The organism is Streptomyces albidochromogenes, from assembly GCF_005981925.1.
Classification (GTDB): Bacteria; Actinomycetota; Actinomycetes; order Streptomycetales; family Streptomycetaceae; genus Streptomyces; species Streptomyces albidochromogenes.
On record NZ_VBVX01000273.1, the window covers coordinates 1 to 8,774 of the forward strand.

At 71.3% G+C, this 8,774-nt stretch carries 7 protein-coding genes and 3 tRNA genes; 5 read left to right on the forward strand and 5 right to left on the reverse strand.

The genetic code is table 11. The features are described from left to right. Positions 1 to 118 precede the first annotated feature (118 nt). The 3 genes from E2E34_RS26920 to E2E34_RS26930 all read right to left on the reverse strand — a co-directional run bounded on the left by E2E34_RS26920 (position 119) and on the right by E2E34_RS26930 (position 510). Positions 119 to 192: transfer RNA gene (locus E2E34_RS26920), tRNA-Ile, on the reverse strand. Positions 193 to 359: 167 nt separating this feature from the next. After that, positions 360 to 432 (reverse strand) — tRNA-Asn (locus E2E34_RS26925). 5 nt (positions 433 to 437) lie between these two features. Further along, positions 438 to 510 (reverse strand) — tRNA-Asn (locus E2E34_RS26930). 214 nt (positions 511 to 724) lie between these two features. On the opposite strand from E2E34_RS26930, the gene E2E34_RS26935 reads away from it, so the two are divergent. The 5 genes from E2E34_RS26935 (at position 725) to E2E34_RS35975 (ending at position 6,613) form a co-directional block, all read left to right on the forward strand. Beyond that, entirely contained in the window at positions 725 to 1,027 is a 303-nt protein-coding gene (locus tag E2E34_RS26935) for a YtxH domain-containing protein (RefSeq protein ID WP_138904507.1), read from the forward strand. 85 nt (positions 1,028 to 1,112) lie between these two features. Then, positions 1,113 to 2,552 carry an FGGY family carbohydrate kinase gene (locus E2E34_RS26940; protein WP_138904508.1) on the forward strand — a complete coding sequence of 480 codons (1,440 nt, stop codon included), beginning with the start codon at positions 1,113 to 1,115 and terminating at the stop codon, positions 2,550 to 2,552. 114 nt (positions 2,553 to 2,666) lie between these two features. After that, a complete protein-coding gene (locus E2E34_RS26945) occupies positions 2,667 to 4,400 on the forward strand; it encodes an ABC transporter ATP-binding protein (protein WP_138904509.1) in 1,734 nt (577 codons plus the stop codon). Then, positions 4,397 to 6,337, forward strand: a complete 1,941-nt coding sequence (locus E2E34_RS26950) for an ABC transporter ATP-binding protein (protein WP_138904510.1) — start codon at positions 4,397 to 4,399, stop codon at positions 6,335 to 6,337. The genes E2E34_RS26945 and E2E34_RS26950 overlap by 4 nt, the downstream gene beginning before the upstream one ends. Next, positions 6,338 to 6,613: a glycine zipper domain-containing protein gene (locus tag E2E34_RS35975; protein WP_244316145.1), complete on the forward strand. Its 276-nt coding sequence runs from the start codon at positions 6,338 to 6,340 to the stop codon at positions 6,611 to 6,613. Positions 6,614 to 6,690: 77 nt separating this feature from the next. On the opposite strand, the gene E2E34_RS26960 is transcribed toward E2E34_RS35975, so the two are convergent. Further along, entirely contained in the window at positions 6,691 to 8,064 is a 1,374-nt protein-coding gene (locus tag E2E34_RS26960) for an RNA polymerase sigma factor (protein WP_138904511.1), read from the reverse strand. Between the two features lie 180 nt (positions 8,065 to 8,244). Then, the coding region (dnaG, locus tag E2E34_RS26965) for a DNA primase (protein WP_500691568.1) at positions 8,245 to 8,774 on the reverse strand (530 nt) is incomplete at its 5' end.

Consider the following 8,774-nt stretch of genomic DNA (forward strand, 5'->3'; position numbering starts at 1 on the left):
CCGCCGGACCGCCGCCCCCCCGGGCCGCCACCGCTCCCCGGAGACGGAAAAGGCCCCCACATCGGTGGGGGCCTACGGAAGCTCCAGAGAGGAAACGTTTCTTCTGCTGGAGCTTGAGTGGGGCGGGTGGGACTCGAACCCACGGCCGACGGATTATGAGTCCGCTGCTCTAACCGGCTGAGCTACCGCCCCTAACGGCGCGTCGCGCACATTTGTGCGCGCCGTCTGCCGCAGCATAGCCGCTCATACGATCTCCTGCCTCGGGTGGTCGGCTACGCATGCCCATGAGGACTGCGCCGCTGCCCGCGCGGTTGCAGGAGATATGAAAAAGGACCCCTGAGGGGTCCTTTTCCTTGCCGCTCCCCCGACTGGACTCGAACCAGTAACCCTCCGGTTAACAGCCGAATGCTCTGCCAATTGAGCTACAGGGGATCGCGCTCCCCCGACTGGACTCGAACCAGTAACCTGCCGGTTAACAGCCGGCTGCTCTGCCAATTGAGCTACAGGGGATTGCTGCGTTGCACCGAACGTACCCACCGGATGGCGTCCCGGGGGGCGTGTGCTCGCTGCGACACATACATTAGCGCAAGCAGGGGGGTGCTCCGCCAATCGGTATCGCCCTGACTGATCACGGGCGCCCCGGGGTAGGCGGCCAGCACAGCCCCGCGGTCCGAAACTCCCCCCGGCACCAGGGGACCGCCGACGCAAGAGAAGGGTGACAGCCATGCGCTACCGGCTCACATTCATCGCCGGACTGGCCCTCGGGTACGTGTTCGGGACGCGTGCCGGACGTGAGCGTTACGAGCAGCTGAAGAAGTCCGCACGCCAGGTCGCCCAGAACCCCGCCGTGCGCAACGCCACCGAGTCCGCCGCCCACAACGGCCGCGACTTCGCGGAGAAGGCGTTCCACACCGTCAGCGACAAGGTCGGCGACCGGATGCCCGGCTCGGTGACCGAGCGCGTGCGCTCCCTGCGCGAGCGGGGCCAGGCCGGCGAGGCCGACGACTGGGGTACGACCAACACCTAGCACCCGGGCAGCCGGACGGGAGCCGGGCCGGCCACCGTGGCGGGCTCGGCACGTTCCCGTGGCCGCATGCGGCAGAATCTGAGGCATGGGGATAGTTGCCGGCTTGGACAGTTCGTCTGGTTCTACCCGCATCGTCGTGTGCGATGCGGATACGGGTGCCGTGCTGCGGCAGGGGTACGCCCCGCACCCCGTGGAGGCGAAGTCTCCGGAGGCCGATCCACAGGTGTGGCTGCTGTCCCTGGGTGAGGCCGCCGCCGGCGGACTGCTCGAAGGGGTGCAGGCCATCGGCGTGTCGGCGCAGCAGCACGGTTTGATCCCGCTCGACGCCCAGGGCTCGCCGGTGCGTCCGGCGCTGCTCGGCAACGACAAGCGGGCCCAGGTCGCGGCGGCCGATCTGGTCGACGCGCTCGGCGGGCGGCAGGCTTGGGCCGAGGCGGTCGGGTCCGTGCCGCAGGCTCCGCAGCCGGTGGCGAAGCTCCGCTGGCTGGCGCGCAACGAGCCGGAGTCGGCGCAGCGCACCGCCGCCCTGATGCAGCCGCACGACTGGCTGGTGTGGCAGCTGCTCGGCCGCCCGGCCCGCAGGACCACCGACCGGGGCGCGGCGTCGGGGACGGGTTACTGGTCGGCCGTGACCGGCTCCTACCGGCCGGACCTGGTCGAGCTGGCGTTGGGGCACCACGCGGCGCTGCCCGAGGTGCTCGGCCCCTGGGAGGCCGCCGGGACCACCCCCGAGGGCCTGTTGATCTCCGCCGGGACCGGCGAGACGATGGCCGCCGCCTTCGGGCTGGGCGTGGGGGTCGGCGACGCCGTGGTGTCGCTGGGGGCCTCGGGTTCCGTGATGGCCGTGCACCACGAGGGGCTGGCCGATTCGAGTGGGCTCATCACGTCGTTCGCCGATGCCACCGGGATGCACCTGCCGGTCGTGCACACCCTCAACGCCGTACGGGCGCTGCGCGGCACGGCGGATCTGCTGGGGATCGATCTCGACGGGCTCTCGGACCTGGCGCTCAAGTCGTCGCCGGGCGCGTACGGGCTCGTGCTGCTGCCGTATCTCGAAGGGGAGCGCACGCCCCAACTTCCGCACACTGCCGGGACGTTGAGCGGGCTGCGGCGCGATTCGATGAAGCCGGAGCACCTGGCGCGGGCGGCCTTCGAGGGCATGCTGTGCTCGCTGGCCGACGCCATGGACGTGCTGCGGGCCCGGGGCGTGCAGGTGCGGCGGGTGTTCCTGCTGGGCGCGGCGGCCGAGCTGCCCGCCGTTCAGGCGGCGGCGCCGCCGATCTTCGGCACGCAGGTGGTCGTTCCGCAGCCGGCCGAGTACGCGGCGCTGGGCGCGGCCCGGCAGGCGGCCTGGGCGCTGGGCGTGTCCCAGGGCACCCTGGCCCCGCACACCCCGCCGGCCTGGCAGGGCGCCGCGGCGCAGGTGCTGGAGCCGGGTGACGAGCTGGCGGTGGGCCAGGCGGTGCGCCAGCAGTACGGGGCGACGCGGGACCAGATACACCCGGGGGCGTTCGGCGGGGCGTGAGCGGCGCCCGGCGGCGAGACGTGACCCGGCGATGAGCCAATCCCGTGGAACTGCCGGGGCCCGGTGGCGGAGGATGGGACGAACCCCGATCTTGCCGACACCGAGAGACTCCGCGTGCTCATAAGACTCCTGCGGGCCCACCTCCGCCCGTACAAGAAACCCATCGTCCTGCTCGTCCTGCTGCAGCTTCTGCAGACCTCCGCCACCCTCTACCTGCCCACGCTCAACGCGGACATCATCGACAACGGTGTCGTGGCCGGGGACACCGGCTACATCCTGGAGTTCGGCGGCGTCATGATCGCCGTCAGCGTCGTACAGGTGGTGTGCAACATCGGCGCCGTGTACTACGGCGCGCGGACCGCCGCCGCGCTCGGCAGGGACGTGCGGGCGGCCGTCTTCGACCGGGTGCAGAGCTTCTCGGCCCGGGAGGTCGGGCACTTCGGGGCTCCCTCGCTGATCACTCGGACGACCAATGACGTCCAGCAGGTGCAGATGCTGGTGCTCATGGGGTTCACCCTCATGGTGTCGGCGCCGATCATGTGCGTCGGCGGCATCGTCATGGCGCTGGGCCAGGACGTGCCGCTGTCGGGTGTGCTGCTGGCGGTCGTCCCGGTGCTCGGGATCTCGGTGGGCCTGATCGTGCGGCGCATGCGGCCGCTGTTCCGCACGATGCAGGAGCGGCTCGACACGGTGAACCAGGTCCTGCGCGAGCAGATCACCGGCAACCGCGTGATCAGGGCCTTCGTACGCGACACGTACGAGAGGGGCCGGTTCCGGGAGGCGAACACCGAGCTGACGGACGTGTCGCTGTCCGCGGGGCGGCTGATGGCGCTGATGTTCCCGATCGTCATGACGGTCGTGAACGTCTCCAGCGTCGCGGTCGTCTGGTTCGGCGCGCACCGGATCGACAGCGGAGCCATGGAGATCGGGGCGCTGACCGCGTTCCTCGCGTACCTGATGCAGATCGTGATGGCCGTGATGATGGCCACCTTCATGTTCATGATGGTGCCGCGCGCCGAGGTGTGCGCCGAGCGCCTCGAGGAGGTCCTGGACACGGCGTCCAGCGTCGTACCTCCGAAGGAGCCGGTACGGGAACTGCGGCGGCACGGAGAACTGGAGCTGCGCGGGGCGGAGTTCCGCTATCCGGGCGCGGAGGAGCCGGTGATCCGGGACATCGACCTGGTGGCGCGGCCGGGCGAGACGACGGCGATCATCGGGTCGACGGGCAGCGGGAAGTCGACGCTGCTCGGGCTCGTGCCGCGCTTGTTCGACGCGACGGGCGGGCAGGTGCTGGTGGACGGGGCCGACGTACGGACCATCGATCCGGTGCTGATGGCGAGGACCGTGTCGCTGGTTCCGCAGAAGCCCTATCTGTTCTCCGGGACGGTCGCGACGAATCTGCGGTACGGGAAGCCGGACGCCACGGACGAGGAGCTGTGGCACGCCCTGGAGGTCGCCCAGGCGCGGGAGTTCGTGGAGCGGCTCGACGGCGGGCTGAACGCGCCGGTCGCGCAGGGTGGCACGAACGTCTCGGGCGGGCAGCGCCAGCGGCTCGCGATCGCGCGCACGCTCGTGCGCCGCCCGGAGATCTACCTCTTCGACGACTCCTTCTCCGCGCTCGACTACACGACCGACGCGGCGCTGCGGGCCGCGTTGGGGCGGGAGACGGCCGACGCGACGGTGGTGATCGTCGCCCAGCGGGTGTCGACGATCCGTGACGCCGACCGGATCGTGGTCCTGGACGAGGGCCGGGTGGTCGGCACGGGACGCCATCACGAGCTGATGGAGGACAACGCGACGTACCGGGAGATCGTGCTCTCCCAGCTGACGGAGGCTGAGGCGGCATGAGCGGGCCTGGTGGACGCATGATGGCCGGCGGAGCGCCGGCCGAGCGGTCGATGGACTTCAAGGGCTCGGGGAAGCGCCTGCTGCGGCAGTTCGCGCCCGAGCGGGTGACGCTGTGGTGGATGCTCGCGGCGTGCGTGGTCAGCGTCGCGCTCTCCGTGGTCGGACCGATGATCCTGGGGCGGGCGACCGACCTGGTCTTCGCCGGGGTCGTCGGACGGCAGACACAGGACGGCGGCAGCAAGGCGCAGGTCCTCGACGGCCTGCGGGACAGGGGCGACGACGGGCTCGCCGACATGCTCTCCGGGGTGGGCTTCACCCCCGGGCGGGGCATCGACTTCGGGGCGGTTGGCGACGTCCTGCTGATCGCGCTCGCGGTGTACGTGGCGGCGGGGCTGCTGATGCTGGTGGCGACGCGGCTGTCGATCCGGGTCATCAACCGGACCGTGTTCCGGATGCGTGAGGACGTGCAGGCGAAGCTGTCGCGGCTGCCGCTGCGGTACTTCGACCGGCAGAAGCGCGGCGAGGTGCTGAGCCGGGCCACGAACGACATCGACAACATCTCGCAGACCATGCAGCAGACGATGGGCCAGCTCATCAACTCCCTGCTGACCATCGTGGGTGTGCTGGCGATGATGTTCTGGGTGTCGCCGCTGCTGGCGCTGGTGGCGCTGGTGACCGTACCGCTGTCGGTGGTGGTGGCCGCGAAGGTCGGCAAGCGGTCGCAGCCGCAGTTCGTGCGGCAGTGGAAGACCACGGGCAGGCTGAACGCGCACATCGAGGAGATGTACTCGGGTCACGCGCTGGTGAAGGTCTTCGGGCGGCAGGACGAGTCGGCACAGGCGTTCCGGGAGCAGAACGACGCGCTGTACGAGGCCGGGTTCAGGGCGCAGTTCAACAGCGGGATCATGCAGCCGCTGATGTTCTTCGTGAGCAACATCAACTATGTGCTGGTGGCGGTGGTGGGCGGGCTTCGGGTCGCGTCCGGCGCGCTGTCGATCGGTGACGTGCAGGCGTTCATCCAGTACTCGCGGCAGTTCTCGATGCCGCTGACGCAGGTCGCCTCGATGGCGAACCTGGTGCAGTCGGGGGTCGCGTCGGCCGAGCGGATCTTCGAGCTGCTCGACGCCGAGGAGCAGGCGCCGGACGCGGCGGACGCGCGGCGGTCCGCGCCGGCGCCGTCGGAAGCGCGCGGGCGGGTGGTGCTGGAGAAGGTGTCCTTCCGGTACGAGCCGGACACGCCGCTCATCGAGGGCCTGTCGCTCACGGTCGAGCCGGGGCAGACGGTCGCGATCGTCGGGCCGACGGGCGCGGGCAAGACGACGCTGGTGAACCTCCTGATGCGCTTCTACGAGGTGACGGGCGGCCGGATCCTGCTGGACGGTGTCGACGTCGCCACGATGTCCCGCGACGCGCTGCGGTCGGGCATCGGCATGGTGCTCCAGGACACGTGGCTGTTCGGCGGCACCATCGCCGACAACATCGCGTACGGAGCCGCGCGCGAGGTGACCCGGGAGGAGATCGAGGAGGCGGCGCGGGCCGCGCACGCCGACCGGTTCGTCCGCACCCTGCCCGACGGTTACGACACGGTCATCGACGACGAGGGGGCGGGCGTGAGCGCGGGCGAGAAGCAGCTCGTCACCATCGCCCGGGCGTTCCTCTCCGACCCGGTGATCCTGGTGCTCGACGAGGCGACGAGCTCGGTCGACACCCGTACGGAGGTGCTGATCCAGAAGGCCATGGCGCGTCTGGCCCACGGCCGTACGAGCTTCGTGATCGCACACCGGCTGTCCACGATCCGGGACGCCGACGTGATCTTGGTGATGGAGAATGGGTCCATCGTCGAACAGGGGACGCATGACGGGCTGTTGGCGGCCAAGGGCGCGTACGCGCGTCTGTACGCCGCGCAGTTCGCTCAGGCGGTTGCGGAAGTGGACTGAATGACCAGGGAAGAAGAGAACGCGGCCCAGCCGGTGCCGCAGGACGCCGAGGACGCCGGCACGGGGGCGGCGGACGCGAAGGCGCCCGTCTCGGGCATCGCGCTCGGGCTGTCGCTCGGGATGTCCTTCGGGGTGGCCTTCGGGACGCTGCTGCTCGACAACGTGGGGACCGGGATCGCCTGCGGCATGTGCGTGGGCGTGGGGATCGGGGCCACGATCGACGCGCGCAGGAAGGCCAGGGGCGACGCGGCCGCGCCGGCGGCGGACGGCTCCTGACGGGAGCCGGCGTACGGGAGAGGACGGCCGTCCGGCCCGGTGGCCGGGCGGCCGTCGTCGGTCAACAGGCCGGGCGGTCAGTCCAGGTAGCCGCGGAGCTGGTCGGCGAAGGCGTGGTCGCGGAGTTTGCCGAGGGTCTTGGACTCGATCTGACGGATGCGTTCGCGGGTCACGCCGAAGAGGCGGCCTATCTCCTCCAGGGTGCGGGGCCGGCCGTCCGCCAGTCCGTAGCGGAGCTGGACGACCTTGCGTTCGCGCTCGCCCAGGGTGGAGAGGACGGCCTCCAGGTGCTCGCGCAGGAGCAGGAAGGCCGCGGACTCCACGGGTGACGCCGCGTCGCCGTCCTCGATGAGGTCGCCGAGCGCCACGTCGTCCTCCTCGCCCACCGGCGCGTGCAGCGACACCGGTTCCTGGGCCAGGCGCAGTACTTCGCCGACGCGCTCGGGGGTGAGCTCCAGGTGGGCCGCGACCTCCTCGGGGGTCGGCTCGTAGCCGCGTTCCTGGAGCATTCTGCGCTGGACGCGCACCACGCGGTTGATCAGCTCGACGACGTGCACGGGGACGCGGATGGTGCGGGCCTGGTCGGCGAGGGCGCGCGACATGGCCTGGCGGATCCACCAGGTCGCGTACGTCGAGAACTTGTAGCCGCGGGCGTAGTCGAACTTCTCCACGGCGCGGATGAGGCCGAGGTTGCCCTCCTGGACGAGGTCGAGCATGGTCAGGCCGCGGCCGACGTAGCGCTTGGCGACGGACACGACGAGGCGCAGATTCGCCTCGATCAGGCGGCGTTTGGCCATCCGGCCCATGACGACGAGCCGGTCGAGGTCGACGGCGAGCCGGGAGTCGAGGTCGGGGGTGCTGCTGAGCTTCTCCTCGGCGAACAGTCCGGCCTCGACCTTGCGGGCGAGGTCCACCTCCTCGGCGGCGGTGAGCAGCGGGATGCGGCCGATCTCCCGCAGGTACTGGCGGAAGAGGTCGGAGGAGGGGCCCGAGGCGTCGGCGCGGGCGTTGCGGCGGCGCTCGGACGCGTCGGGTGTCCCGGGGGCGTCGGGCGGGTCCTCGACGAGGACGTCGGGCTCGACGAGCTCCGCTTCCGCTTCGGCCTCTGCTGCCGCTTCCTCTTCCGCTGCCGCCTCTTCCGCTTCCGCTGCTGCCTCGGGTTCGGCCGACGCTTCGGGTTCGGTTCCGGATGCGCTCTCGGTCCCTGTTCCGGTTCCGGGGTGGAGTGCGCCCCGGTTCTGCGGAGGGACCTTCGCGACGACGTCGGTCGACGTCCGGGTCTGGGTCTGCACGGGGGCGACCTCCAGGGTGATCGCTGCCGGTTCGGGGGCGTGCGGCAGCGGGACGGGAGCGGCGACCGGGCCGCCGTCCGTCCCGTACGCGTCGAGTGGATGCGCGGGGATGCGAGGCCCACTCGGCGTGGGCCGGCCGCGCTCCGAGGACTCGGGCACCGCCACCCAGTGTGGGGTACGACACATCACCGCTACGAGGGGCGTGCGGTGACTTTTTGAGTCCGGTCCGTTACCGGGAGGTGACGGTGGCTCCCGTTCCGCCCCGCCTCCTGGGTGGCTCCAGCCCCTCCCGTGCTCCCGGAAGGGCCGGGAGCGGGCCGCGGGCGGGCCTGCGGCGCGTCAGAGCGCCGCGGCGCCGTGGTTGCGCAGGGACTGGGCGTACTGCTGGAGGACCCACAGCTCGTTCTGTACGGCGGCGAGTTGCTCCGGGTCGGCGTGCGGGCCGCCGAGGCGGGCCAGGGTGCCCTGGACGTCCAGGATCCGCCGGTCGACCGCCCGCAGCCGGACCCGGATCAGCTGCTCGCCGGCGTAGATCTCGTCGACGATCTTGCGCATGATCGGCTCCACGGCGAGCTCCGTGACCAGCGCGCGCACCGTGTCGTTGGGCGCGGCCTCGCGGACCTGGGCCAGGTAGTCGGACGCGTTGTGGGCGCCCTGCTCGGCGCCGCCCGCCTCCTCGATGACCTGGCGCACGGCGGCGTACGGCGGGGCGGTGAACTCGTCGGCCCCGTAGGCGTCGAACGCGGGCGAGACCAGCTCGGGCCGCTGGAGAGCGAGCTTCAGCAACTCCCGCTCGGTGCGGTGCGCGGGGCTGCGCAGGTTCAGCGCCGGGCCGCTCGGGGCGGCCCGGCGCTGAACCTGCGCAGCCC